Raw genomic sequence first — 25285 nt, 5'->3', positions numbered from 1 at the left:
CTATAATCATAAAAGAATTAAGGCAAAATTAAAGGGTATGAGCCCAGTACAATACCGGGCTCATACCCTAGAGGCTGCCTAATGAAACGACCTGTCTAACTTTCGGGGGTCACTTCATATGGACTAAGGCTTTTTTTATTATATAAAAGGGAAGGGGGTACATTGTAGTAGCATAGGTGAAAGGTATAAGAAGAGTAGCTACTAGCAATGTAATTTGGTTATGTGATTGTTCTTCTTATTTGGCTTACTTTCTAACTTTATTGTACGAAATATAAGTAAGGAGAACTATCGAATTACATTACACATAACTTACAAACATGTAAGCCTTCTGTAATGTAATTCGATAGTTAAAAGATAGTAATTTTCATATAGTGTAACTAGAAAGTCTCAATGTATTACTTTCTGTTTGTAATGAAGAATGAAAAACCAACTAATTTTTAATAATCCTCATCTGAATAAAGATGAGGATCCTTTTTTAAACCTTACAACATTGTAAGGTTTACGTAAGTTAATTCGATAGTAAATTTGTCATATTTTTTGCATAATAGATACAGATAGAAAAATAATTAGGGATCTAGTAAGAAGGGAGAAAAATGGGATGCGTAAAGAAGAAGTAGTGAAGTTACCAATTAAAGATTTCTGTAGCTACTTTACTGTTGCCGTAGTGTGTATTGGATTATTTGATATCATAACAAACTTAATTGTTAAATAATATAGATGATAAAACAAGAAAGGAAGTCCTTTCTTGTTTTTTTTATGGGGGCATAAAGATGAAATGGATTGATAGTCATATACATGTTGATCAATATAAGGATGAAGAGAAGAACAGATTACTGAAAGAGGTGGAAAATAGTAATGAAATAAAGGGGCTTATTGCAGTATCTATGAATTATCAATCTTGTAAGGAAACGTTATCTTTAGCGAAGAACTATCCTTTTATATATCCAGCGATAGGGTTTCATCCAGAGCAACAGATTCATAAAGAAGAGTGTGAACAGATTTATAAACTTATTGAACAGAACGCAGAGGAAATTGTTGCGATTGGTGAAGTAGGTTTGCCCTATTATTTGAGGAAAGAAGATGAAAGAATTGCTGTAAATCCATACATAGTTGTATTGAAAAAATTTATAGAACTAGCTAGTAAGTATAATTTGCCGATTATATTACATGCAGTTTATGAAGATGCTGACATTGTATGTGATTTGCTAGAGAAATATAAAGTTTCACGTGCACATTTCCATTGGTTTAAAGGAAGTGATGAAACAATGAAACGGATGATGAAGAATGGTTATTATATTTCGATTACACCGGATGTTTTACATAAGGAGAAGATTAGAAAAATCGTTTCGTATTATCCACTTGAATATATGATGGTAGAAACAGATGGACCGTGGGAATTTCAAGAGGATGTTATAACGCATCCAAGAATGATTCGAGAGGTATTAAAGGAAATTAGTGTTATAAAAAACATATCTATTGATAAGGTCGCAGAAACAATATATGAAAACACAAGTCGATTTTATTTGAAAGGATAGAAGAATTATAATTTTAATAATGTAACGGAAAAAGTAAAAGTTGAATTTATTTAATAAAATGCCACGGTTTGATATATGACAAAACCACCAAGCGTTCCGCTCGGTGGTTTTGTATTAGGATTCTAATTTTTTTACACGTCTTAATAATAAGAGAAAGACAATGACGAAGAAACCAAGTATAAGGAAGAATCCATATTGTTTTATATAATCCATTACGTCGCTTGCGCTTGTTGGTTTTTCAATGTGAATGCCGTCTTTATTAGTAGTGATATGAATATCTTTCATTTTCACTTCATTTGTTTCTTTTTGTAAATCAATCCATTCTATATTTGGAATGCTTTCTAAATCCTTTAGTACTTCTTTTAATGGTTTCACACCTAAGTAAGGATGATAGAATGCACCGATAATGCCGTCAGATAGTTTTGTAACAGATACAGCACGTTCTTTCATTTTAGCGATAGCATGTGGCTTATCTTCTTCAATAAATCCGACTGTTTCAGGCAATAGTTTCATTCCATGTAAAAATGTCGGAGTACTTGTATAATATGGTGAGTGCATGGATTTCCAAGTTGTATCATTTAACTGTAGTTGCCCTACATAAGTTGAAAAGTACCTTGATAATATTTCATATCCTTTTTGAGACATCGTGTAATGAGGTGCTTCAAATGCGACAGGATATAGTTTAGCATCTACAAGTTCTTGAATCCCTTTTTCGATATGATCTGTCGTATATTTTTCCTCAAACTCTTCCCCTTTTTTTACATATTGGTTATATGCCTCTATATTTGGAAAGTCATCTTTTGTCTTCGGTTTTTCATGTTTCGGTTGGCGAATTGGTTGATCTGTCTTTACGTCCCAAAATTCAAACCCTTCACCAGTTTCACTGTCATAAAATTGGTGCGTATAACCATGCATAATAATTGCTGAACCATCATCTTGCATAGAGCGTAAAAGATCGACTAGTTCGGGTTTATCTTTTAGATGTATTGTCTTTCCCGTATCTGGATCTTTATATACCGGAATAACAGTAATCATGTAAGGCATCTTTTTCTCTTTTAGTAATTCAGCAATTTCTTTTAATTGATTTATATCTGCGGCCGGGTGAACATCCTCAAGACGTAAATAAGCTTCAACTTTATTTTTCGTTGGTTTTTGGCCGAAATAAGAAAATAACATTTCACCGACGTAATGAGACATCCAGTCAAAGAGATTTGGCGTTGCAACGTAATAAGACGTTTCATGCTGAACGATTAGTGGGTTAGTGTTATTTAAGCTTAAGGCGCTAGCAAGCACAGTTCCATTCGTATCAAATGATTGAATTAATCGTTCCGCTTCTAAGGTGTTTTTTAGCTTCTTGTCTGGATATTCAATTTTATTAACTCGTATATCGTCACTCTTCAATGTAATGAAAGAAAAACGCTTAGATAATTGTTCAACATTTTGTCCTAATACTAATATAGGGCCGGAGAAGTTTTCTAGAAATTGTTTCGTTTCATCAGAAAACACTTCTTTTGTTTCACCGATATAAACAATATGTGTATAGGAGGATACGTTATTAATTGAAGTTGCTTCTTTTAAGTTTTTTACGGTGATATCATTTGTAAAATGTCCTAATTGAGTATTAAGGATTTGGACATTATTTGAAACTTTATCGTCTTGTGTACTATACAAAACAAGTACTTTTGGTTTTGATGATGTTTGTGCAGAGGTGTAGGTAGGGATGAGTAGTAAAATGCTGAACAAGAGTGTTAGGCATTTTTTCATTTTGAATGCTCCTATTCTATATGTAGAGTTCAGTTTACAATTATATACAATAAATGCGTTATAGTCTATGAAAGTTACATTTTTGTACGTATTTACCAGCTGTTTTTTCACAAAATCGGTCTAAAGCATGATGATAATACGCATAGTTATTTGCTATGATAAAAGGGTAAGAGAATGATAGAATGTGGGTAATTGTAAAGGGAAGAAGGCTGAAAGGGGACAAATTTCAGCGGAGAAAGAGGTAGAGGTAGTGAAGAAATTCTTTGTAGGATTTTTAGTTGTTCTTGGAGTATATTTATATTTCCAAGGAAAGTCTGAAGGAATGGATAAGCTAGTGAATGGAACAAGCTATGTTGATTCAGAAGAAGCAAAACAGATGAAACAAATCATTATAGAGGAAGCGAAGAAAGTACATCTTCCAGAATGGATACCTCTTGCAATTGCCGAGCATGAAAGTCGATTAAATCCAAGAAGTGTTGGAGATAATGGAACTTCATTCGGATTGTTTCAACTACACCGCGGCGGCGGGCTTGCACCAGAACATTTAACTGATGATGAGCTGAAAGATCCACGTACAAATGCGCAAATTGCAATGCCGCATTTAATGAAAGGATATAAGCGTGGGGTACAAAAAGGTTTGACTGATTTTGCATTACTGAAATATATAGCGAATACATCTGGATGGCCAGGGAATTTAGGGCCAGAGTGGACGGATAATAACATGAAGTATAACATCGGATTAGAAGATGTATACTATCGAAATAAAGGTGTAATTAAAGAGTAGGTTTTCTATACCTACTCTGTTTTTTTATGAATAATTTCATCCTTTTCTTTCGTGAAATACTGCGTGAGTTGTATTTTCACCTCTTCTAGTTTTGTAGAAACTTGCGGTATTTTATATCCTACATACAATGGTGAAACGATAAATCTAGGTACAACTTTACAAATGATTTTTCCATTTAAGTAATAGAAGAATAAGTTATAACTACTGCATCCTTTATGGAAATCTGTCAGTATGTAACGTACAGTTTGTTGAATGTAATTTGCCATTTCATCTATATATAAAATATTATCAATGATTATATTGAATTCAGTGAAGCCAATAATGGGACGCTCTGAAATATTAAGCTCAATGCATTCATTTTTTTGAATAATTAACCCTTGGAAATTTTCTTCTTCAATATTTTCAAGATAATCTACATATTTCATTCCGATAATTTGCATGTGTGCATGATGCAAACTTCCACCTGAAAATGGACCGTGATTTTTATATAAAATCACAGATGCGAACTCTTCGTTCTTCTGTAAGTGTAACCAATGTTGAATAGAAAATTGCATTAATTTTCTCATATGTCCTTCGGTATATGTTGCGATATGATCTTCGCAATTATCGGTTTCGATTAACACTGTTTGAAATGTATCTTGTAATGTAGGAAATTTATTTTTTAACCAAATAATAGAACCATCAGTTGCTAAAATATCCGTTAATTGTTCTTTATCGCAAAATGGACATGCAGCGCTTCTATTCCGAATACTTTCTGGTTTTTGTTTACCGATATCGTTTAAAAAATATAGTTGTTGTGTATCCATTTGTATATATGCCCCTTTAAAATATGTGTAAAAATCCCGCTTAATACATTCGGGAAAAGGAGAAGGAAATCCTCTAAAGGAATAGGGGAAAAATAAAAGACAAGATATCCTCATTACGATAGGGTACCTTGTCTTTTATTTTTTCTCTAATAGCGTGTATGGATAATATAGAACATTTTCATTATTTTTCTTTTTTCTCTTTTTTATTGTGTATAAGGTAATTGCTGTGCTTGCAATTATAATAATGGCTTTCTTCATATTCATATACCCCTTTTTATTGTTGGTTTAATTCTTGGCTAACTGCTTTTGCATCGACTAAAGCGTGTAAAATCATTTTCACCATGTTCATCATATTTCTTCACTCCTTTTTATAGTTCATTTAGTTCGTTTACAACTGCTTGTCCGTTCACTAATACCTCAAAGATTGCTTTTACGATTTCTTTCATCATGTTTGTTTCCTCCTTTTGTTTGTCTCGCTTGTTTACATCTTTATTGTATAGGGAGGCATCTTTTCGTACTATCGCTTTCCATTACGTGAACATAACAGTTTTGTAAGATTTGATGTCACTTATTGAAATGTTTAGTCTATCTTCATTATTTTCAGAAAAATGACTATTCAAACATGAAATTGGAAAGTATAATAAAGAAGTAAGTATTAAATTCCGTACGAAAGGGGTGAATGAGATGAAACGTTCTTTAGCTGCGCGTGCCAAATTTTTAGATTTTATTTATTTTTGTCGTGCGATTTTTCATGATGTAGTTGTTAACGGGATACGTATGCCCTTTTTTAACAATTGCATAGTGACTATTGAACGATAGAAATCTCTTCACCCATTTTTAATAAACGTGTGAAAAGGGAGCTATTTGGCTTCCTTTTTCTATGCCGAAAACCATGGGGAATGTTTCTTTCTCATGGTTTTTTATATTGAAAGGAGTACGGAAAATGACTATTTGTAGTGTAAATAATGTAATGAAATCTTTTGGTGGAAACATCATATTTGAAAATATATCGCTTGAAATAAAGAATGGTGAACGTGTTGGGTTAGTTGGTCGTAACGGTAGTGGGAAGACAACAATCTTTGGACTTCTAACGGGAAGGGAGAGTTTGGATGCAGGAGCCATCCATATGAAGAAAGGTACACGTATTGGTCATGTCGCACAAATTCCGAAGTTTGATGAGGTCATGAATGTATATGATGTATTGAGTTCCGCTTTTAAAGTAGAAAAGGAATTAGAAAAAGAAATGCATGCTCTAGAAAAAAATATGGCGGAGGAGCAGGAACAATCTTCATTGCAAAAGCTAATGGAGAGGTACGGAATAATTCAAGAAAAATTTGCATTTCTCGGTGGTTATGAAATAGAGGCAAATATAATGAAGGTAGCAAATGGCTTACAAGTAACAGACTTATTTCCAAGAGTATTTACGGAATTAAGTGGAGGAGAACAGACGAAAGTTAGCCTTGCATATATGTTATTGCAGAAACCAGATTTACTTCTATTAGATGAACCAACAAATCATTTAGATTTGTTTGCAGTTGAATGGTTAGAGAAATTTTTAAAAGAATATATTGGAACAGTTATGGTTATTTCACACGATCGCTATTTCCTTGATGAAGTTGTAACGAAAATTTTTGATTTGGAAGATGGAGAGATTCACGTGTACCATACGAATTATTCTCAGTTCGTCGAGGAGAAGGAAGAAAGATTACTTCAAGAGTTTCAAGCTTATCAAGAGCAGCAAAAGAAAATAAAGAAAATGAAAGAAGCAATTAAGCGCCTACGTGAATGGGCAAATCAAGCGAATCCTCCGAATGAAGGATTGCATAAGAGAGCAAGAAGTATGGAACGTGCACTGGAACGGATGGAGAAACTAAAAAAACCTATTTTAGAACGAAAACAAATGGGACTTCAGTTTGAAGGGCAAGAGAGAAGTGGGAAAGATGTTGTTGTAATGAAAGAAGTGAGTAAGGGATTTGCTGACCACCCCTTATTTAACGAAGTGAATTTACATGTTCGTTTTCAAGAGCGTGCGGCCATCGTTGGTCGTAATGGTACAGGAAAGACAACGCTACTAAAATTATTATTAGAAGAAATAGAACCAGACGCGGGAGAAATTCGAATTGGTAGTAGTGTGAAAATCGGTTATTTATCCCAGCATGCGTACGGAAATATGAAGAGTAATGTATTAGAGGCTTTTAGAGAATATGTAGCTGTAACAGAGGGAGAAGCGAGACATATATTAGCTAAGTTTTTATTTTATGGTCCAGCGGTGTTTAAGAAAGTAACGCAACTGAGCGGTGGAGAAAGAATGAGGTTAAGACTTGCGCAACTTATGTATCAAGACATCAATTTTCTAATTTTAGATGAGCCGACAAACCATCTTGATATTGAATCAAGGGAAGTTTTAGAGGAAGCCCTTGAGCAATATAATGGGACGATTTTAGCTGTTTCACACGATCGTTATTTTTTAAATAAGTTATTTGAAAAGACGTACTGGATTGATGGATGCCAATTATTTGAGTTTGCAGGAAACTATGCATGGGCTCGTCAAAAGTGGGAGGAAAAGCTTGAGAAGCAAGTAATAAAGCAGAAACGCCAAGGGAGAAAAAGTGTTGAAACGGTTCTTGTAAAAGAGAAAGAAGCTAGGAATCTTGAAGAGATTGAAAATGAGTTAATGCATGTAGAAGAAGATATATATGCAATAGAATGTGGAATGGAACATGTAGCTGATGTTGAAAAACTTGAAAAATTATATGAGGAAAAAACGAAGAAAGAGTTGTTACGAGCAGATTTATATAATGAATTAGAGAATATTGTGGAGTAATAAAAATAGAATGAAAGAGCAAGTTGTTTTCTCATATTTTGAGGGAGGGCTTGTTCTTTTTTATATAAGAAAAGAGAAATAATTGGTATAATTTTCTTGTTGATACGATAGTGAGATGAGTTTTAGGTTATTAAAATGTGAGGAGAATTTTATGTTAGGATATGCGCGAATTGCCACAATCGTCATAATTTGTTTCGTTTACGCAAATCATGTTTCACGTGAAACAGCAAACTTACAAATTTTTGTCGGTATTGCACTTTTTATTTATATTGTGAATCATATTTTGCTTGTAAAAGTAAAAGAGAGTAGAAAACTCGTTTTTTATACCCTGTTAGCAAATGGTATTGTCACAGCGTTATTAGGTTTTTTATTTCCCGAGACATGTTTATATTTAATTATATTTGGAATTGATGCGGTAGGATTATTTATCCATGATTGGGGTAAAAGGGTGACTTATTTTTTTATCGCTTTTTTCTTTCTTTGTTGGTTTATAAATATAATGCATACGTATCAACATACAGGAAGTCTGGAATTAGAGAGTAATGCAATTAACTTTATGTTCATCGTTTTTAGTGCTTTAGCTGGGAACTTAATAAAAAAACTTACAGCAGCTCGGCAAATGGTAGATGAGCAATATGGAGAATTAGCATTATCTCATACAGCTTTAAAAGAAGCGCATGAACAATTACGTCTATATGCTAAAGAGGTAGAAGAATTGACTGCTGTTCGGGAGCGGAATGATATTGCCCGAGAAATTCATGATACAGTTGGTCATAATATGACGGCCTTACTTGTTCAGTTACAATTGGCAGAGGCTTTGTGGAAACAAAAATCGGACGCCACAGAAGAGGCTTTACATACATGTCATGGGCTAGCCAGAAAATCACTTCAAGAGGTGAGAGCTTCTGTGCATGCTTTAAAAGAAGAAAGTAAATTAGGGAATATAATAGAAAATATGCGTGAGATGTTGCATGAATATTCTAAAGCGACAAAAGTACAAGTATCTTTTCAATTACAAGGAGATCCGGTTGTGATTCCGTTGTCACTACAACCTACATTGCTCCGGATTATGCAAGAGTCTTTAACAAATGCAAAACGTCATGGGAAAGCGAGTTTATGTGAAGTGAGTCTAACTTGTTCAATGAAACAAGTTAAACTATGTATTCTGGATAATGGTTTGGGGGTCAATGAGGTAAGTCCAGGTTTTGGTTTACTTAATATGAAAGAACGTGTAGAGGAACATGGTGGAACTATTCAATTTGAGAGTGAGATAGAAAAGGGCTTTCAGTTACAGATTGAATTTCCACTTCAGGAGAAAACGTGGACAATAGGGGGAACAGTATGATTCGCATTATGATTGTTGATGATCAATCACTCATTCGTGATGGTTTAGCGATGTTATTAAATTTACGTCCGGAACTTGAAGTAGTGGGAACAGCGACTGATGGAGACGAAGTGATACAAAAGGTGAAAGAGCTACATCCTGAAATTATTTTGATGGATATTCGGATGCCTCGTATGAATGGTGTTGAAGGAACACGTTTAGTTAGAGAACAGTTCCCTCATATAAAGGTACTTATGTTGACGACTTTTAGTGATAGTGAGCTTATTTTTGAAGCATTGGAGCAAGGAGCGAGCGGATATTTATTAAAGGACATGGAGACGGATGCAATCGTTCAAGCTATTTTAACGGTACACGGTGGAGGGGCTGTGCTTCCTCAAGATATAACAGCACAAATCGTAAAGGAATTAAAAAAGACAAAAGTAGCAGTAGAGTGCCCCCCGCCAAAACAGCTAGAACAATTAACTGAGCGAGAATTAGATGTTTTAAGAGAAATTGGGCTTGGTTTAAATAATAAAGAGATTGCTGAAAAGTTATTTATTACAGAGGGAACTGTTAAGAATCATGTTTCTAATTTAATTAGTAAGTTAGAACTGAGAGATCGAACGCAAGCAGCGATATACGCAGTAAGGTATGGCATCACAATGTACACATGACTTTTGGCATATATAAGTGTGGAAAAGCAGCAGGATTTGCTGCTTTTTTATTTTGCATTTCTATCTTAAGGGTGATGGAGAAGAAAAGAAATTTTTCTACAATGAAAGTGTAGATGAATACAAAGGGGCTGAATCAGTATGTTAGTCATAGATCATATTACGAAATCATTTGGGAAGAAGGAAATCGTAAAGAATGTTTCTTTTGAAGTGAAGAAAGGTGAAACATTTGGATTGCTTGGTCCAAATGGAGCGGGAAAATCAACGACGATATCAATGATTTGCGGGTTAATTCCATACGATAGTGGTGATATAAAAGTTGGTGGAAAATCTGTAAAAGAGTATCCATTAGAAGCGAAAAAGAAAATTGGTATTGTTCCGCAAGACATTGCGCTGTATCCGACACTTTCAGCAAAGGAAAATTTGGTTTTTTGGGGAAAGATGTACGGTTTAAATGGGAAAGTTGCAAAAGAGCGAGCAGAGGAAGTATTAGCTTACGTCGGTTTACAGGATCGTGGAAAAGATAAAATTGAAACATTTTCAGGTGGGATGAAGAGGCGCATTAATATTGGTGCAGCACTTATGCACGAACCAGAGTTATTAATTATGGATGAGCCGACAGTCGGGATTGATCCACAATCGAGAAATCATATTTTAGAGACTGTTAAGAAATTAAATGAAAAAGGTATGACAGTTATTTATACGAGTCATTACATGGAAGAAGTAGAGTATTTATGTGAAAGAATTGCAATCGTTGATTACGGAAAGGTAATTGCATTAGGAACGAAAAGAGAGTTATGTAATCGCCTGACAGATGGATTTATGGTGAAATTGCAATTAAATCGCTATAGTAAGGAACTGCTACAAAAATTGAAAGCACTATCTGTCGTTGAACGGATTATTTTTGACGAAGATAATAACACAATTGATATTGGATTAAATGATGGTGAGGCCATTGGCACAGTTGTGTCATTAGTTGTTGAGAACAATGCTCACATTTTAAAGCTTGAAGTGCAAGAGCCGAATTTAGAGGCACTATTTTTACAATTAACAGGACGTTCACTTCGTGATTAAGGAGGTTAGGGTGAGATGAAAAGTTTCATTATTGCATGGAAAGATTTAAAAATACGTTTAATTGATCGGCGCGGATTTATGATGATGTTACTTATGCCGCTTTTATTAACGGCGATTTTAGGTTCAGCGCTAAGTAATGTATTTGATAGTGGTGGACTACCGAAAACAGTAATTGGTTATTATCAAGTGGGCACGGATGAGTTCGCAGATGTTTTTCAAAAAGACGTATTGCAATCTAAAGAAATAAAAGATGATGTGAAGGTAAAGATAGTTAACTCTCAGGAAGAGCTTGAAGATATGTTAAATGAAAAGAAAATCGATGTGGGAATCGTCATTCCAGATAAATGGAGCGAACAAGTGCAAGATGGAAAATTAAAAGAGCCAAAGGTGCTTATAGACCCATCAAAAGATATACAAACGAAAATTGCTGAATCAATGATTCAATCTTTTTCAGAACGTGTTCAAACAGTCGCAGTATCTACGAAAAGTGTTGTAACAGAATTAGCAAAATCTCAGCAGGGTGATGTAGCACAGGTTGCAAAAGAGGTAAGTGGAAGTCTACAGGAGATAGCAACCACAAGTACGAATAACATCGAACGAGGAACAATAGGTAAAAAAACAGTTGCGGCGATGCAATATTATGCAGCAGCGATGTTAGTCATGTTTTTACTATATAACATAACAGTAGGTGCAAGGTCAGTTGTAACAGAGCAACGAACCGAAACGTTGGCGCGTTTGTTCAGTACACCGACGAGTTCATTTTCAATTTTATTTGGGAAGTTTTTAGGTACGTTACTATTTGCCTGTATACAATTTGGAATATTTATAGTTGCTACACGCTTTATGTTTCATGTGGAATGGGGCGAAGACGTGTCTCAAATAGTAGTGTTGGGAATTTCTTATGCAATTTGTGTTGCTGGTTTATCTATGTTAATTGCCGCTTTTATTCGCGAGGAAAAAACAGCAGATGTAATGGGAGGAATCGGTATTCAAATACTAGCTATATTAGGGGGATCGATGTTACCGATTTACGTATTTCCTGATACACTTCAAACCATTGCGAATGTTGCTCCGAATAAATGGGCACTTACAAGCTTCTTAAATATTATGTCGGGAACATCTTGGGATGTGCTACTCCCTGTTATTTTTAGTTTATGTAGTGCAGGAATTGTTTCCGTTATGATTGGAACATTACGTTTACGTACGAGATAGGAGGGGGAAATGATGAAGAAGGTTTGGGCACTTTGTTGGCTAGAGTTAAAGCAAATTTTAATAAAGCCACAGAGTTATATACTCATGTTTGGAATGCCTATTATTTTCACACTCATTTTCGGCGGACTTTTAGGTGGAAGTGGGAATGAGAAAGTAAATATTAGCTTAGTAGATGAAGATGGTTCTGTGTTATCCAACAAATATTATGAGGAAATAAAGAAAAGTGACTTGATTTCTATAGAGAAGGCAACGTATGGGGAAGGGAAACAGAAGATTGAAAACAAAAAATCATCTGGTATAGTTATCATTCCGAAAGATTTTCAAAAGGGTATGCTAGATAGAAAGATAGAAAATATCCGGTTTCAAGCCAGTGCTGATTTTACTGGTGGAACTTCTGTAGAGCAAGTATTGACAAGTACGTTAAAAAAAATGGAGATAGAAGTTAGTGCAGCACGAGATTTTGAGAAGAAAAGTAACACTTCGTGGGAAACGATGTATAAAGAAATTTATACAAAAGTAGAACCTGTTTCGATTCAAAAAGAATCAATTTTACATGATGGACAAAAGTTAAATAACGTTACAGGACGAGCGGCAGGTTTTTCAATTCTATTCGTTATGATTGTCATGTTAAGTGCGACTGGAACCATTTTGAAAGCTAGACAAATCGGTGTTTGGTCCCGCTTATTAGGAGCACCAGTTTCAAAGGTTCAACTACTGGCAGGATATATCCTTTCCTTCTTTTTAATAGGGTGGATTCAATTTGGCGTTTTAATGATATTAACGCATTCCTTATTTGATGTGCAGTGGGGAAATCTATTGGGGGTTATTGCACTCGTTTCGGTATTATTATTAGCTGTCATTGGTTTAGCCTTATTATTAGCAAGCATCGTAAAAACAACAGAACAGCAGTCAGCGCTAGGTAATATCGTTGTGATTTCAACATGTATGATCAGTGGTCTTTATTGGCCGGTCGAAATTGAACCGGCATGGATGCAAACAGCAGCAAACTTTGTTCCACAAACGTGGGCGATGCGTGGCTTTACGGAATTAATTGTGAGAGGAGGCACGTTAGCAGATATAGGGGGATATGTTGGTATACTCACCTTATTTGCGGGGATATTTTTCGTAATTGCTTTAACTAGAATACGTTACGATTGAAAAAAGAGAGCAAAGTTACAGCTTTACGCGCTGAACTCTGCTCTCTTTTTGCGTGGCATCTTCTCTCGTTGAAATTATAATAGCGATCCCGAGCATGATAAAAAAAGCTAAAAAGAGGACGAACTTTGGGAAGAACGGGAATAGTAATAGCGCTCCGACTATCATAATTGTTAATAATACGTAGTGCAGGACGTATTGGAATAGGTTGTCCATATTTTCGCCCCCTTTTTGGTAATTGGTTATTAGTATTCTATGTTTCATGCTGAAGGAATAGAAGTAGATTTTTAAGTTTTAATACGAATTATAGCTGAGTTTTCTTAAAGTATAAATGTAGAGTGGTAATTTTAGAAAAATTCTAAAATTATTTATTTAGAAAGAATTGACAAAACATAATGAACGATATAAGCTAATAACCATAAAGTCTACCGGAAAGGTCGGAATAAGATTGTTACCCCTCAAAACATCTATTTTTTTACGATTAAAACCGACTTTTCCGATTGGCTATAAATGTTGCTGTGGGAGGCATACATAAGGTAATTCGTTCAGAGGGTATAATCATAAAAAGTTAGGATGGGGACAATGAAGAAAAAGACAAAAAAATGGGCTGGTGTATTTTCGGTATTAATGAGTAGTTCGCTTGTGTTGTCTGCTTGTGGGGGACAGGAGGACGCGGCTTCTACAGAGCCGGTTAAACAGCAGGATTTAAAAAATGTGAAAATTGAAAAGATCGCTGCGACAGATAAGACAAAGGTGCCTGATAAGGCGAAAAATAGAAAAGATACTTTTATTTCAGGTATCTCCAAGCCTGGGGGAGTTTTCTTACCTTACTTTCAAGAGAATGGTTGGGATGGCAATGTGACATCGGTTATTTTCGCTTCCCTTGTTACAACAGATAAACAAGGAAAGCCTATCCCAGATCTTGCTGAGAAATGGGATGTCTCTTCAGATCAACTAACATATACATTTCATTTACGCAAAGACTTGAAATTTAGTGATGGATCGCCATTAACTGCTGACGATGTAGCATTTACATTATCACTTCTACATGATAAAGCGTATGAAGGTGGCGATGATATTTCACAATATGCAATTAAAGGTGGAAAGGAATATAAAGAAGGAAAAGCGACGTCTATTGAAGGAATTCAAGTTGTTGATCCACAAACAATTAAAATTACGACTGAAAAAGTTAATTCACAAGCGCTAATTGCTTTAGGTGGTCCAGTATTATCGAAAGCTTATTATGGGAAAGAGTATAAACAAAATACTAGTTTAGATTATTTAAAAGAGTTATATGGAAAACCGATAGCTGCGGGACCATATAAATTTGAAAAGTATATCCCAGGACAGGAAGTTCGTTTTACAGCAAATGAGAATTATTATGCAGGCAAACCAAAAATTCAAAACTTTATTTATAAGATTACTTCACCAGATACAAAATTCCAATTATTCCAAACAGGTGAGATAGATTATACAGGAGTAGGTTACGGGGATGAAATTTTAGAACAAGTGAAGAGTTTACAGTTTGCGAATGTTGAAATAGAGACGGCTTCTTCATTTAGTTATATAAGAATGAATAGTAAAAAACCGTATTTAAAAGATAAGAAAGTTCGTCAAGCTCTTATTTATGGATTGGATCGTAAAAAATATGTAGATACAGCTTTGAAAGGATACGGTACAGTAGCAAATGTTCCAATTCATCCAACATCTTGGGCTTATACAGAAGAGGGTATTAATAAATACGAATATAACTTAGATAAGGCGAAGAAATTATTAGATGAAGCTGGATGGAAAGCTGGTTCAGACGGAATTCGGGAAAAAGATGGTCAAAAACTTAAATTAACGTATTATGGTGCAAGTTCAGCAAAAGAAGGTGATTTATTTATTCCGATAGCAAAAGAGAACTATAAAGAATTAGGTGTTGAGTTCAATCCTGAATTTATGGATTTCAATACGATGCTCTCAAAAGTGAAAAAAGGAGATTATGATTTAGCTTCTGTTGCAACACCAATTACAACAGATCCAAGTGAAACTGTAAGTGGTTACTCCTCAGAAGGTGATGATAATACTTTAGGTTATAAAAATGAAAAAGTAGATGAATTAATTAAAAAAGGAATTGAAACTGTAGATATTGAGAAACGTAAACCAATTTACAAAGAACTGTATAAAGAACTAAGTGATGATCCACCAGTAATTTTATTAAATTATCGTAGAATCATCACAGCTTACAATGGAAATATTAAAGGAATTGATCCTGAGAAGTATGACAGTATTAGTTCGAATTCACCAGTACTATCTATTGAAAAATAACGAGAAGAATGTATAAGTAGAAGACATTTTTTCATTCAGCTAGTAATATGCTGATTCGAAAAAATGTTCTTCTATTTTAAGCATAAGATTGGAGAGAAAAAGGGTGAAAACGTATATCGTTCGTAGGTTATTACAAATGATTCCTACACTTTTGGGAACGTCAGTTGTTATTTTCTTCCTGTTCGCACTTCTTCCAGGTGATTATATTGATTCGAATCCTAAAATTACACCGCAAAGGGCGGAAGAGCTTCGGGAATTGTACGGATTAAATAAGCCAATTGTTGAGCGCTATTTTCACTGGTTAGGTAATGCGTTACAAGGAGACTTTGGTTTTTCGCTTCAATATCAAGAACCAGTAACATCATTATTAAATAAATTTATTTGGAATTCTTTTAGTGTAGCAGTTATTGCGTTATTTTTTATTTGGCTAATTGCACTTATTATCGGTGTATTCTCCGCGACGAAGCAACATTCTTTATTCGATAAACTTGTAACAATCGGTGTTTTTGCAGCAATGTCATTTCCTTCATTCTTTATCGGTTTGTTTTTAATTAAGGTGTTTGCGGTTGACTTTAAGTTATTACCGATAGGTGGAATGATTGATGTTGGCAGTAATTCAACAGGATTTGCTTACGTGATAGAAGTTGCAAAACATATGATTTTACCAGTATTTATTTTGACACTTCTTGGGGTCGGCTCGCTAACTCGTTATTTTAGAACAAGTATGTTAGAGGTTGTAAGACAAGATTACATACGAACAGCAAGAGCGAAAGGTTTGAAGGAGAAGACGGTTATTTATAAGCATGCATTAAAAAATGCAATTTTACCGGCAATTACGTTATTAGCATTTGAATTACCTGGATTGTTTTCTGGGGCAATTATTATTGAACAAATTTTTAACTGGCCAGGGATTGGTAATATTCAATTAGAAGCATTAAATTTCCGTGACTATACAGTATTGATGGCATTTACGATGTTTCTTTCTTGTTTAACAATCGTTTCAAACTTTTTAGCAGATATCGTATATGCAGTTGTTGATCCAAGAATTCGGTTGAAGTAAGGGGGGAAAGAAATGGAGACTGTTACAGTAATTACAGAAAAAAAAGAAAAAAAGAGAAGAAATGAATCATCACCATGGCGACAAGCTTTTAAAAAGATAAAGAAAAATAAGATGGCACTTGTAGGGTTTTATGCATTAATTTTTATGTTTTTATTTTGTTTTATCGGTCCGTTCTTTTCTCCATATGCATCAGGAAAAATACAAGTTGCGCTCATTAACAAACCACCTAGTTTTTCTCATTGGCTTGGTACAGATCAATTAGGAAGAGATATTTTAACAAGGCTTATGCAAGCGGGACGTATTTCATTAACCATTGGTTTAGCTTCAATGGTTTTATCGGTTATACTTGGAGCTTTATTAGGAGCGATTGCAGGTTTTTATCGTGGTATTGTGGACAATATTATTATGCGACTTGCAGATATTTTAATGTCGATGCCAGGATTACCGTTACTTATTATAATGGGTGCGATTTTATCAGAGTGGAAAGTACCGTCTGATTATCGTTTGTATGTCATTATGATTATTTTAAGTTTAGTAGGTTGGCCAGGGCTTGCACGCCTTGTAAGAGGGCAAATTTTATCACTTAGGGAGCAAGCATTTATGCAAGCTGCGGATGTGTTAGGAATAAAAGATTACCGGAAAATTATATATCACTTAATACCTAATGTTTTACCCATTTTAATTGTCGTATCTACATTAGGTGTTGCAGGTTCTATTTTGGGAGAATCCGCACTAAGTTACTTAGGTCTCGGAGTCGTTCCACCTACACCATCATGGGGGAACATGATTAGCGCAGCTAACTCATTAATCGATTTCCAAAAGCGTCCATGGTTATGGATTCCGCCTGGTTTTGCAATCTTTATAACAGTTGTATCAATTAATTTACTTGGTGATGCACTTCGTGATGCATTAGATCCAAAGATGAGACGGTAGGTGAGGAGATATGAGTAAAGCGGTAGTAGAGCTGAAAGATTTACAAACACACTTTCAGACAGAAGAAGGGACAGTAAAAGCTGTGAATCATGTTAGTTTTTCTGTTCGAGAAGGTGAAACTGTTTGTGTTGTAGGTGAATCTGGTTGCGGAAAAAGTGTAACGGCGTTATCTATTATGGGACTTATTGCTGAATCAGGCAGTGTAGTAGGTGGAGATATTTTATATGAAGGAAAAAGTCTTTTAGGAATGAAAGAGAAAGAGCTTCGTAGTTTACGAGGGAATGATATTGCGATGATTTTCCAAGAACCGATGACATCGCTAAACCCCGTCTTCACTGTAGGAGAGCAAATTGTAGAAACGTTAAGGGAGCATGAATTACTTAGTAAAAATGAAGCATATAAGAAGGCAATTGAGTTAATTCGTAAAGTTGGCATAGCCCGCGCTGATGAAATCGTCCATTCTTATCCGCATGAACTGAGTGGCGGGATGTTACAACGTATTATGATTGCTGTTGCACTTAGTTGTAATCCTAAGTTATTAATTGCGGATGAACCAACAACAGCTCTTGATGTTACCATTCAGGCTCAAATATTGGATCTACTAAGACAAGTGAAAGAAGAATTTAAAACGTCGATTTTATTAATTACACATGACTTAGGTGTCGTAGCAGAAATGGCTGATTATGTTGTCGTTATGTATGGCGGGAAAGTTATTGAAGAAGCCCCAGTACTAGAGATATTCCAAAATCCAAAACATCCTTATACGAAAGGATTATTGAAATCAAAACCAGTAATGGGAAAACGAATAGATAAACTATATTCTATTCCAGGGCAAGTTCCGAATTTAGTTGGTTTAGGTGAGTTTTGTTACTTTAGTGGGCGTTGTGAGCATTGTATGGAAATATGTGAAAAAGAAGCCCCAAATCTAAATGTAAATGATGAAAATCATAAAGTAGCTTGCTGGTTATATGAGGAGCGTGCGGAACAATGAGTGAACCATTATTAGAGGTAAAAAACCTAAAGACATATTTTCCAATCAAGGGTGGCGTATTTAGTAGAACAATTGGGCATGTAAAAGCAGTTGATGGAGTAAGTTTTACTATTAATAAAGGTGAAGTGTTTGGTCTCGTTGGCGAATCAGGGAGCGGAAAAACAACAATAGGAAAAACAATTTTACGCCTCGTTCAAAAAACGGAGGGAGAAGTGAAGTTTAAAGGGAAAGATGTTCATTCTTTATCCAAGGATGAATTAAGAAAACATCGCCCTAATATGCAGCTCGTTTTCCAAGATCCATTTAGTTCATTAAATCCGAGAATGAGAATTGGAGAAGCGCTTGGAGAGCCAATGTTGGCCCACGGATTAGCAACGAAAGAAAATGTTCGTGAAAAGGTAATTGAAGTATTGGAGTTATGTGGATTAGCTCCTTATCATATTGACCGGTATCCCCATGAGTTTTCTGGTGGACAACGTCAGCGTATCGTAATCGCAAGAGCTATGGTATTAAATCCAGAATTCATTGTAGCTGATGAACCTGTGGCGGCACTAGATGTATCTATCCAAGCACAAATTATTAATTTATTTAGTGAGTTACAGGAGAAAAAGGGATTATCTTATTTATTCATTTCGCATGATTTAAGTGTAGTAGAACATTTATGTACGAAAATCGGAATTATGTATTTAGGTACGATTGTGGAGACAGCACCGCGTGATGAGTTATTTACCAATCCGCTACATCCTTATACGAAAGCATTGTTATCAGCTGTTCCAATACCAGATCCAACAGTGAAGCGAGAGCGAATTATACTAGAAGGGGATATTCCAAGTCCAGCAAATCCACCTTCGGGCTGTCGTTTTCATACACGTTGCCCATTTGCAACGGATGTTTGTAAAAAAACAGTACCAGAATTCCGTAATGTTGGTGAGGAGCATTTTGTTGCTTGTCATCACGTATAAAAGAAAAGGACCCTTTCAAATGGAAAGAGTCCTTTTCTTTTATTTACTAGATGAAGTTTGTTTCAATACAAATTGCTCAATTGCGTGAGCAACACCATGTTCATTGTTTGTTAATGTTACAACATCACATAGTTTTTTTACATCTTCTTCAGCATTTCCCATCGCAACTGATAAGCCAGCTACTTGTAACATTGGCACATCATTAAAGTTGTCCCCGATTGCAATAGTATCTTCAATTGGTATATTGAAATAAGCAGCCATTTCTTGTAGACCGTTTCCTTTATGACCAAGCTTATCCATAATTTCTACATTAGTAGGAGCTGATGCTGTAACCGAAATATCAGTGTCTTCTTGTAACATACTTAATAGCTGTGCACGATGCGTTGCATTAAATGTCAAAATGAAGAATTTAGATATTTCTAATTCTGGATTATTTACAACATCTTCAATTTTTTGGAAATCAGTAATTAAGTTTGATTTCTTTTGTTTTTCTGTAATTCTCTCAAGCTCCTCAAGTGTAACATCTAATGCATGCTTGTTCTCTTCGAAAGCTTGCATGACTTGATCTTGCCATGTATATGGAGAATAAACTCCTTTATTCGTATATAGCTTATAAGGAAAACCTTCAGATTCTAGTAATTTTGCAAGCTTGTATACTTTATCGTTTTGTAAACAACGCGAGTTAATTACTTTTCCATCCACATAAACAATTGCCCCATTGCTTGCTCCGACTGGAAGAGATAATTTATATTCTTCCAATAGTTTTAAAGCATCCTCTTTCGCACGACCAGAACAGATCATTACAATATGACCGGCTTCTTGTGCAGTTTGGATTGCTTGTAGGTTTTCTTTGGAGATTTCAAGATTAGATGATAGTAGTGTACCATCCATATCTAATGCGATTAATTTCAAAATGACCACCTCTTTGTTTTTATTATACATAGTTATATAGAGGAAACATATAAACTTATCTTGGAAAGACGGTATTTTATCTCATATTAAAAGTAAGTAAAGATTAGATAGGTTTAGTGGCACTAAATAAACAATTTGTAACAAAAATAGAGAGGAATATGGATACATTTCACTTTATGACTGTAATGTTACGCGAATGTTACAAACGTGGACTTAGTGAAAAATGCATTAAATAAAGGTTTTTGAGGGTTGTTATAAAAAAACGTAAAAAAAGTGTAATAAATTTTACGTAATTATATTGCAACGTAATAATAGTTATGTTACATTAATGTTACAAACATTACGTTATCAAATTTAATGTAACGTTAACATAAAAACTATGAAATAAACATTTCTTAGAAATTACATATAGATAACTTATAAAAAAAGGAGAATGAAAGATATGAAAGAGCAAGTATTACAAGTAACAAAAGGTGACTTCGTAGGATCAGCAAGTGGAGCAGTAGTATTAACAGCGTTAATCGTATTTCTATCAAGCGTATTAGTATAATAGAAGCTTTGTAACAAAAGAAAAAGAAGGGAGAATGAAAGATATGAAAGAGCAAGTATTACAAGTAACAAAAGGTGACTTCGTAGGATCAGCAAGTGGAGCGGTAGTATTAACAGCATTAATCGTATTTTTATCAAGCGTATTAGTATAATAGAAGTTTTGTAATAAAAGAAAAAGAGAGGAGAATGAAAGATATGAAAGAGCAAGTATTACAAGTAACAAAAGGTGACTTCGTAGGATCAGCAAGTGGAGCAGTAGTATTAACAGCATTAATCGTATTTTTATCAAGCGTATTAGTATAATAGAAGTTTTGTAATAAAAGAAAAAGAGAGGAGAATGAAAGATATGAAAGAGCAAGTATTACAAGTAACAAAAGGTGACTTCGTAGGATCAGCAAGTGGGGCAGTAGTATTAACAGCGTTAATCGTATTTCTATCAAGCGTATTAGTATAATAGAAGTTTTAAATCAAACAAAAAAGGAAGGAGAATGAGGGATATGAACAGTGAACAAGTGTTTCAAGTAACAAAAACAGATTTATTAGGATCCTTAGGTGGAGCGGTAATAGTAACATCATTTATTCTATTCCTTGCAAATGTATTAGTATGAGATATATAAATACAATCATTCAAAAAAAATAAAGACTCTAACGTATTGGTAAGTAGTTAATATGTTGGAGTCTTTTTTATATTCTTCTTATATACCCTCAAGTATTAAAGTTACCTCATTATCCAGCATTCAATGCTAATTAAACGCTGCGGTTGAAACTTGATTCAACGAATAATCAAAAATCCATTGAATAAAATCAAGCTGTATTTCAAAGAGAAAAAAGTCGAATTTTATATGTAAGAAAAAAAGAGGAATTTGACAGAAAAGATAGAAAATTTTAAAGGTCAGAATTTGTTAGCTTGCTAACTAATTTCTATTAATTAATGTTGGAAGCGTTTTCGGTTGGTTTTAAGTATGGACCATTTAATCTATTTACAGGGGGATGAAGATATTATGAAACAAAAATCTATGGATACGCTAGCTGCACAAATGGAGGACTTTTTTCCAGTACGTGATGTAGATCATTTGGAATTTTACGTAGGGAATGCAAAGCAATCGAGTTATTATCTTGCGAGAGCGTTCGGATTCAAAATTGTAGCTTACTCTGGATTAGAAACTGGAAACCGTGAAAAGGTATCTTATGTTCTTGTGCAAAAAAATATGCGTTTCGTTGTGTCTGGAGCTTTAAGTAGTGAAAATCGTATTGCAGAGTTTGTAAAGACTCATGGTGATGGCGTGAAGGATGTGGCACTACTTGTTGATGATGTTGATAAAGCATACTCAGAAGCAGTGAAACGTGGTGCCGTCGCAATTGCTCCACCACAGGAATTAACAGATGAGGAAGGTACATTGAAAAAAGCAGTTATTGGTACGTATGGTGATACAATTCATACGCTTGTAGAGCGTAAAAATTATAAAGGGGCATTTATGCCAGGATTCCAAAAGGTAGAATTTAATATTCCATTTGAAGAGTCTGGTTTAATTGCTGTTGATCATGTAGTTGGTAATGTTGAAAAAATGGAAGAGTGGGTTAGTTATTACGAGAATGTTATGGGCTTTAAACAAATGATTCATTTTGATGATGACGATATTAGTACAGAGTATTCGGCGTTAATGTCGAAAGTTATGACGAATGGAAGTCGTATTAAGTTTCCTATTAACGAACCAGCAGACGGAAAGAGAAAGTCACAAATTCAAGAGTATCTAGAATTCTATAATGGAGCTGGTGTACAACATCTTGCTTTATTAACAAGTGATATTGTTAAAACAGTTGAAGCGCTTCGTGCAAATGGGGTGGAGTTTTTAGATACACCTGATACTTATTATGATGAGTTAACTGCACGAGTTGGAAAAATTGATGAAGAAATTGATAAGTTAAAAGAATTAAAGATCTTAGTAGATCGTGATGATGAAGGTTACTTACTACAAATCTTTACGAAACCAATTGTAGATCGCCCGACTTTATTTATTGAAATCATTCAACGTAAAGGTTCTCGTGGATTTGGTGAAGGAAACTTTAAAGCGTTATTCGAATCAATTGAAAGAGAACAAGAGCGTCGCGGGAACTTATAAGATTTGTATCCACCAGCAAAAGTCCCTTTGCTGGTGGAAATTTCATTTTTATAAGGAGGAATCAGGATGAAATTTGTTACATTTCGTCTTCCTTCAAAAGAACTACGAGCTGGATGGCTTGAAGGTGACAAAGTAATAGATATGAATCTTGCTAGTGAAGGAGAAATCCCTTCTTCTATGATGGCTTTTTTAGAGAAAGCAGATGAGTATGTAGAAGTAGTGCGGAATATTAAGAATCCAAATAAGGGTATATATGCTTTAGAAGAAGTACAATTGACAGCTGCTCTTCCTAATCCGAGTAGTATTCGAGATTTTTACGCATTTGAACAACATGTAAAAACAGCTCGCGGACGAAGAGGATTAGATGTTGTGCCTGAATGGTATGATATTCCGGTTTTTTATTTTACTAATCATCGTGCTGTAATTGGTTCCGGTGATTTTGTAATTGGTCCGAAAAAGTCTAAAAAGCTTGATTATGAGTTGGAGATTGCTTGCGTAATAGGAAAAGAAGGGCGAAATATTTCTCGTGAGCAAGCAGAGGAATATATTTTTGGTTATTGTATTATGAACGACTGGAGTGCGAGAGACTTACAAGCAACAGAAATGAAAGTAGGTCTCGGTCCAGCGAAAGGAAAAGACTTTGCAACTTCTTTAGGAGCACATCTCGTTACGAAAGAGGAATTAGACGTTTATCGTAATGGTGATCGATATAATTTAGAAATGACTGCTCATGTAAATGGAAAACTATTATCAAAGGGAAACTTCCAAGATATTTACTATACATTTGCTGAAATGATTGAACGTGCTTCAGAGGACGTTACGTTATATCCAGGAGATGTGATTGGTTCTGGGACAGTAGGAACAGGATGTATTTTAGAACTGGGTACAGAAGAGTGGCTACAAGATGGAGATGTTGTAGAACTGTCGATTACTGGTTTAGGTACACTACGTAATACGATCAAAAAAGAAAAGGAAGCGGGTGATGGGCATGTTTTATCGTCACATGGGAGAACTACCTCATAAACGACATGTACAATTTCGTAAAAAAGATGGATCGCTTTATCGTGAACAGGTAATGGGAACAAAAGGTTTTTCTGGTACGCAGTCTATTTTATATCATCATTATATGCCAACAGAAGTAGGTCATTCTGCATTATCGCATTCTTGTCAGTTGCAGTATGAAGAGGATGTTGCTCTTTCTCATCGCCACTTTCGAACGAAAGAAAGTAAAAAAAGTGGTGATGCAATAAGTGGACGGAATTTCATACTTGGAAATGAAGATTTGTTAATTGGAGTAGTGAGTCCAACAGAAAAAATGGATTATTTCTATCGTAATGGTGATGGCGACGAAATGTTATTTGTTCATTATGGAACAGGAAAAATTGAAACGATGTTTGGAACGATTCACTATAGAAAAGGCGACTATGTAACGATTCCAATTGGAACGATTTATCGTGTTATTCCAGATGAAGGAGAGACTAAGTTTCTTGTTGTAGAGGCGAATAGCCAAATTACAACGCCGCGTCGTTATCGAAATGAATACGGACAATTGTTAGAGCATAGTCCGTTTTGTGAAAGAGATCTTCGTGGTCCAGAAAAATTAGAGACATATGATGAAAAAGGCGAGTTTGTCGTAATGACAAAATCAAGAGGCTATATGCATAAACATGTTTTAGGACACCACCCGTTAGATGTTGTTGGATGGGATGGCTATTTATATCCGTGGGTATTTAATGTAGAGGATTTTGAACCAATTACAGGGCGCATTCATCAGCCGCCGCCAGTACATCAAACATTTGAAGGACATAATTTTGTTATTTGCTCTTTCGTACCACGTTTATACGATTATCATCCAGAGTCAATTCCGGCACCATATTATCATAGTAATGTTAATAGTGATGAAGTTCTTTACTATGTAGAAGGAAACTTTATGAGTCGCAAAGGTGTGGAAGAAGGTTCTATTACACTTCATCCGAGCGGGATTCCCCATGGGCCGCATCCTGGGAAAACGGAGGCAAGTATAGGGAAGAAAGAGACGCTTGAATTAGCTGTTATGATAGACACATTCCGTCCGCTTCGTATTGTCAAACAAGCACATGAAACAGAAGATGAAAAGTATATGTATAGCTGGATTGAACAAGGTTCATATACTGTGAAATAAGTAAAAAAAGCATGCTCTCAATATAATCTGTACCCTTTGTAAAGGACATTTTGAAAAAAGTTAGGCAACATCAAGAAGATGATTTCTGTATCCAACAGGAGTCATCTTTTTTAAATTCCATTGATATCTATAATGATT

General features: G+C 35.0%; 29 protein-coding genes. 23 read left to right on the top strand and 6 right to left on the bottom strand.

The features are described from left to right. Nucleotides 1–82, top strand: an 82-nt coding sequence (locus tag CGQ22_RS30360; RefSeq protein WP_140420774.1) for an IS3 family transposase, incomplete at its 5' end; no start/stop codon positions are given. 688 nt (nucleotides 83–770) lie between these two features. Then, nucleotides 771–1535 carry a TatD family hydrolase gene (locus tag CGQ22_RS30350; protein WP_000871068.1) on the top strand — a complete coding sequence of 255 codons (765 nt, stop codon included), beginning with the start codon at nucleotides 771–773 and terminating at the stop codon, nucleotides 1533–1535. Between the two features lie 114 nt (nucleotides 1536–1649). On the opposite strand, the gene CGQ22_RS30345 is transcribed toward CGQ22_RS30350, so the two are convergent. Continuing rightward, nucleotides 1650–3299, bottom strand: a complete 1650-nt coding sequence (locus CGQ22_RS30345; RefSeq protein WP_089149760.1) for a DUF2334 domain-containing protein — start codon at nucleotides 3297–3299, stop codon at nucleotides 1650–1652. Nucleotides 3300–3549: 250 nt separating this feature from the next. Here CGQ22_RS30345 and CGQ22_RS30340 point away from each other — a divergent pair, with 250 nt between their 5' ends. After that, entirely contained in the window at nucleotides 3550–4083 is a 534-nt protein-coding gene (locus CGQ22_RS30340) for a transglycosylase SLT domain-containing protein (protein ID WP_000713246.1), read from the top strand. A gap of 11 nt (nucleotides 4084–4094) precedes the next feature. Here the strand turns inward: CGQ22_RS30340 and CGQ22_RS30335 are convergent, their stop codons facing one another. Continuing rightward, entirely contained in the window at nucleotides 4095–4889 is a 795-nt protein-coding gene (locus CGQ22_RS30335) for a DUF4931 domain-containing protein (RefSeq protein WP_089149759.1), read from the bottom strand. Nucleotides 4890–5024: 135 nt separating this feature from the next. Next, nucleotides 5025–5153, bottom strand: a complete 129-nt coding sequence (locus tag CGQ22_RS30330; RefSeq protein WP_002023099.1) for a hypothetical protein — start codon at nucleotides 5151–5153, stop codon at nucleotides 5025–5027. A 420-nt stretch (nucleotides 5154–5573) separates the two neighbouring features. Here CGQ22_RS30330 and CGQ22_RS32665 point away from each other — a divergent pair, with 420 nt between their 5' ends. The 7 genes from CGQ22_RS32665 to CGQ22_RS30295 all read left to right on the top strand — a co-directional run bounded on the left by CGQ22_RS32665 (nucleotide 5574) and on the right by CGQ22_RS30295 (nucleotide 13152). Further along, nucleotides 5574–5708 (top strand): RAxF-45 family protein, encoded by a 135-nt coding sequence (locus CGQ22_RS32665; protein ID WP_000830643.1) that lies wholly within the window; start codon nucleotides 5574–5576, stop codon nucleotides 5706–5708. Between the two features lie 73 nt (nucleotides 5709–5781). Continuing rightward, the gene (abc-f, locus tag CGQ22_RS30320; protein ID WP_139032813.1) at nucleotides 5782–7713 is read left to right on the top strand and encodes a ribosomal protection-like ABC-F family protein; all 1932 of its coding nucleotides are present in this window, start codon (nucleotides 5782–5784) and stop codon (nucleotides 7711–7713) included. Nucleotides 7714–7864: 151 nt separating this feature from the next. Continuing rightward, nucleotides 7865–9058 (top strand): sensor histidine kinase, encoded by a 1194-nt coding sequence (locus CGQ22_RS30315; protein WP_089149757.1) that lies wholly within the window; start codon nucleotides 7865–7867, stop codon nucleotides 9056–9058. Next, nucleotides 9055–9711 (top strand): response regulator, encoded by a 657-nt coding sequence (locus CGQ22_RS30310; RefSeq protein WP_089149756.1) that lies wholly within the window; start codon nucleotides 9055–9057, stop codon nucleotides 9709–9711. Before CGQ22_RS30315 ends, CGQ22_RS30310 begins: the two co-directional genes overlap by 4 nt. Before the next feature lie 138 nt (nucleotides 9712–9849). Then, nucleotides 9850–10782 (top strand): ABC transporter ATP-binding protein, encoded by a 933-nt coding sequence (locus CGQ22_RS30305; RefSeq protein ID WP_089149755.1) that lies wholly within the window; start codon nucleotides 9850–9852, stop codon nucleotides 10780–10782. A gap of 15 nt (nucleotides 10783–10797) precedes the next feature. Further along, nucleotides 10798–11994, top strand: coding sequence for an ABC transporter permease (locus tag CGQ22_RS30300; RefSeq protein WP_089149754.1), 1197 nt, complete (start codon nucleotides 10798–10800; stop codon nucleotides 11992–11994). A 12-nt stretch (nucleotides 11995–12006) separates the two neighbouring features. After that, complete coding sequence (locus tag CGQ22_RS30295) at nucleotides 12007–13152, top strand: ABC transporter permease (protein ID WP_089149753.1); 1146 nt, start codon at nucleotides 12007–12009, stop codon at nucleotides 13150–13152. Between the two features lie 15 nt (nucleotides 13153–13167). Here the strand turns inward: CGQ22_RS30295 and CGQ22_RS30290 are convergent, their stop codons facing one another. Then, nucleotides 13168–13365 carry a hypothetical protein gene (locus CGQ22_RS30290; protein WP_000369254.1) on the bottom strand — a complete coding sequence of 66 codons (198 nt, stop codon included), beginning with the start codon at nucleotides 13363–13365 and terminating at the stop codon, nucleotides 13168–13170. 366 nt (nucleotides 13366–13731) lie between these two features. On the opposite strand from CGQ22_RS30290, the gene CGQ22_RS30285 reads away from it, so the two are divergent. The 5 genes from CGQ22_RS30285 to CGQ22_RS30265 all read left to right on the top strand — a co-directional run bounded on the left by CGQ22_RS30285 (nucleotide 13732) and on the right by CGQ22_RS30265 (nucleotide 19405). Continuing rightward, entirely contained in the window at nucleotides 13732–15459 is a 1728-nt protein-coding gene (locus CGQ22_RS30285; RefSeq protein ID WP_089149752.1) for an ABC transporter substrate-binding protein, read from the top strand. Nucleotides 15460–15562: 103 nt separating this feature from the next. After that, nucleotides 15563–16519, top strand: coding sequence for an ABC transporter permease (locus CGQ22_RS30280; protein ID WP_139032698.1), 957 nt, complete (start codon nucleotides 15563–15565; stop codon nucleotides 16517–16519). Nucleotides 16520–16531: 12 nt separating this feature from the next. Beyond that, nucleotides 16532–17452, top strand: coding sequence for an oligopeptide ABC transporter permease (gene opp4C, locus CGQ22_RS30275; RefSeq protein ID WP_000451077.1), 921 nt, complete (start codon nucleotides 16532–16534; stop codon nucleotides 17450–17452). Nucleotides 17453–17462: 10 nt separating this feature from the next. Beyond that, nucleotides 17463–18443, top strand: a complete 981-nt coding sequence (locus tag CGQ22_RS30270) for an ABC transporter ATP-binding protein (protein WP_000030789.1) — start codon at nucleotides 17463–17465, stop codon at nucleotides 18441–18443. Next, entirely contained in the window at nucleotides 18440–19405 is a 966-nt protein-coding gene (locus CGQ22_RS30265; protein WP_001294520.1) for an ABC transporter ATP-binding protein, read from the top strand. The genes CGQ22_RS30270 and CGQ22_RS30265 overlap by 4 nt, the downstream gene beginning before the upstream one ends. Nucleotides 19406–19444: 39 nt before the next feature. Here CGQ22_RS30265 and CGQ22_RS30260 read toward each other — a convergent pair whose 3' ends face one another. Further along, nucleotides 19445–20317, bottom strand: a complete 873-nt coding sequence (locus CGQ22_RS30260) for a Cof-type HAD-IIB family hydrolase (RefSeq protein WP_000766427.1) — start codon at nucleotides 20315–20317, stop codon at nucleotides 19445–19447. A gap of 433 nt (nucleotides 20318–20750) precedes the next feature. Between CGQ22_RS30260 and CGQ22_RS30255 the strand changes: the two genes are divergently transcribed. The 8 genes from CGQ22_RS30255 (at nucleotide 20751) to CGQ22_RS30220 (ending at nucleotide 25147) form a co-directional block, all read left to right on the top strand. Further along, nucleotides 20751–20867 carry a DUF3948 family protein gene (locus CGQ22_RS30255; protein ID WP_000654250.1) on the top strand — a complete coding sequence of 39 codons (117 nt, stop codon included), beginning with the start codon at nucleotides 20751–20753 and terminating at the stop codon, nucleotides 20865–20867. 34 nt (nucleotides 20868–20901) lie between these two features. Beyond that, nucleotides 20902–21018 (top strand): DUF3948 family protein, encoded by a 117-nt coding sequence (locus CGQ22_RS30250; RefSeq protein WP_000654250.1) that lies wholly within the window; start codon nucleotides 20902–20904, stop codon nucleotides 21016–21018. Between the two features lie 43 nt (nucleotides 21019–21061). Beyond that, nucleotides 21062–21169, top strand: coding sequence for a DUF3948 family protein (locus CGQ22_RS30245; protein WP_000664237.1), 108 nt, complete (start codon nucleotides 21062–21064; stop codon nucleotides 21167–21169). Nucleotides 21170–21203: 34 nt separating this feature from the next. Further along, nucleotides 21204–21320: a DUF3948 family protein gene (locus CGQ22_RS30240; protein ID WP_000654250.1), complete on the top strand. Its 117-nt coding sequence runs from the start codon at nucleotides 21204–21206 to the stop codon at nucleotides 21318–21320. 43 nt (nucleotides 21321–21363) lie between these two features. Beyond that, a complete protein-coding gene (locus tag CGQ22_RS30235) occupies nucleotides 21364–21474 on the top strand; it encodes a DUF3948 family protein (protein WP_001083693.1) in 111 nt (36 codons plus the stop codon). Between the two features lie 393 nt (nucleotides 21475–21867). Then, a complete protein-coding gene (gene hppD / locus CGQ22_RS30230) occupies nucleotides 21868–22986 on the top strand; it encodes a 4-hydroxyphenylpyruvate dioxygenase (protein ID WP_000810923.1) in 1119 nt (372 codons plus the stop codon). A 66-nt stretch (nucleotides 22987–23052) separates the two neighbouring features. Next, nucleotides 23053–24009, top strand: a complete 957-nt coding sequence (locus tag CGQ22_RS30225) for a fumarylacetoacetate hydrolase family protein (RefSeq protein ID WP_000673997.1) — start codon at nucleotides 23053–23055, stop codon at nucleotides 24007–24009. Continuing rightward, a complete protein-coding gene (locus CGQ22_RS30220; RefSeq protein ID WP_013141710.1) occupies nucleotides 23975–25147 on the top strand; it encodes a homogentisate 1,2-dioxygenase in 1173 nt (390 codons plus the stop codon). The genes CGQ22_RS30225 and CGQ22_RS30220 overlap by 35 nt, the downstream gene beginning before the upstream one ends. Nucleotides 25148–25207: 60 nt before the next feature. Here the strand turns inward: CGQ22_RS30220 and CGQ22_RS32845 are convergent. Then, on the bottom strand, nucleotides 25208–25285 hold a 78-nt coding region (locus tag CGQ22_RS32845), incomplete at its 5' end, for an IS3 family transposase (RefSeq protein WP_325835997.1).

Source organism: Bacillus sp. M13(2017) (genome assembly GCF_002218325.1).
GTDB lineage: Bacteria > Bacillota > Bacilli > Bacillales > Bacillaceae_G > Bacillus_A > Bacillus_A thuringiensis_K.
Note: the sequence above shows the minus strand (reverse complement) of the source record. Positions and strands in the feature narration are given on the sequence as shown.